Origin of the sequence: Rhodococcus sp. IEGM 1372 (assembly GCF_030056835.1) — a bacterium.
Taxonomy (GTDB): Bacteria; Actinomycetota; Actinomycetes; order Mycobacteriales; family Mycobacteriaceae; genus Rhodococcoides.
The window spans coordinates 1-1,401 of record NZ_JASHKS010000089.1 but is presented as its reverse complement, the minus strand read 5'-3'; the positions used below and the strand labels follow the sequence as shown (position 1 = coordinate 1,401).

General features: G+C 61.6%; 3 protein-coding genes. 1 reads left to right on the top strand and 2 read right to left on the bottom strand.

Annotated features, from left to right (window positions below; all coding sequences use genetic code 11):
* Nucleotides 1-234: 234 nt before the first annotated feature.
* Nucleotides 235-372: a hypothetical protein gene (locus QM590_RS25790; protein WP_269596897.1), complete on the bottom strand. Its 138-nt coding sequence runs from the start codon at nucleotides 370-372 to the stop codon at nucleotides 235-237.
* 128 nt (nucleotides 373-500) lie between these two features.
* On the opposite strand from QM590_RS25790, the gene QM590_RS25785 reads away from it, so the two are divergent.
* Nucleotides 501-788: a hypothetical protein gene (locus QM590_RS25785; RefSeq protein ID WP_269596896.1), complete on the top strand. Its 288-nt coding sequence runs from the start codon at nucleotides 501-503 to the stop codon at nucleotides 786-788.
* 342 nt (nucleotides 789-1,130) lie between these two features.
* Here QM590_RS25785 and QM590_RS25780 read toward each other — a convergent pair.
* On the bottom strand, nucleotides 1,131-1,401 hold a 271-nt coding region (locus QM590_RS25780), incomplete at its 5' end, for a hypothetical protein (protein ID WP_269596895.1).

The following is a 1,401-nucleotide window of genomic DNA, read 5'->3' as shown; positions in this document are numbered from 1 at the left end:
ACCAGTGGGGACCTCGACCTGGCCACCAGTGGGTACTTTTTCATGGCCACGGACAGGAGGTCTCCAGTTCGAGATCCCGCTCAAGGACAATATGACCCCCGGTGACGTGGTTCGTGCACCCGTTGGCTTGCGGCTCGAACCCGGGCAAGACCTCGGCGCGAGCATCACATTGACCGGACCCACCATTCCAGCGCCCGTTCCTCCGGCAACGACCACGTTTGCCACCGCACTTCGCTACACGGTGTACTCCGGCGTTTCCGCGACAGACTGCGTCGCAGGCACTGTGGGATCGACACCCGTCGTTGCACCGAACTCGCCGTTGAGTGCCGGCACCACGGCACCGATCGAGATTCCCAGCGGAGTAGCGGCCAACGCTGGAACGCCTGTCGAACTGTGTTTCGTCGTGACCTTGCCTGCCGGTACGACTAACGCAGTGTCTGGCCAGAGCACCGGCGAGCTCGTCTGGGACTTCGCCGGCACTTCGATCGCCTAGATTTTCGGTGACAACTGTTCGCTCCCGACAGCGGCGGGCACTGGCGGCAGGGGGAATAGTCCTAGGTTTCGGGGCTGTTCTCGTTGCCGCCAGCTGGACCGACAACGTCCTCGGCTTCGCCAACTTCCAGTCGGGGCAGTTCGGCATTCAGTCCAGCGTCGACAACGGGGTGACGTGGAGCTCGAACCCGGTCACCGGCACCAACAATCCGCTGTCGTTCGCCCCCAGCGTGAATGCAGTAGTTCCTGGTTCGGTCTCCTACGCGCCTATTCGGCTACGAACCGATGTGGGTTGACTCGCTGCAACGATCGAGCTCAACGGTGCACAGTTGACGGGAGATGCAGGGCTCGGAGGTGCACTCTTGTATCGCGCGGTCAAGCTCGCTACACCAGCATCGCCCTGTGGTAGTGCAGCTTTCACGGGTTTGCCCTCGTGGGTCGTCGGTAGTGCCGGTGCAGTGAGTGTGACGACCGGCTCTGCCCCCAACGTTTTCACACTTCCTGCCGGCACCCCGACGAGTGAGGGTGCATCAATCACCGTGTGCTTCGAGATCAGCTTGCCTGCCAGTCCGGCCAACTGGGCCAATCCAGCGCTGCAAGGAAAAACTGCGACCCCCGACTGGGCTTTCGTCGGCACTTCATAGGAAAGACACCATGACACGAGCGCGACACGGAACCGCCGAAGCGAAGCCTTCGGTGTGGTCGAGGGCCGGCGACTGGCTCTTGAACATCTTGGCTGTCGGCGGAGTTGTCTGCATAGCCCTGGTCATCTGTGCCTTCGCCTTCAACATCACCCTCATCATGTTCAAGACGGGGTCCATGTCACCGGCTATACCGACCGGATCATTGGCCGTCGTGGGACTGTCTGAATAACGGTTGATCCGGTCCTTGGTTCGACACGCCGAGCTC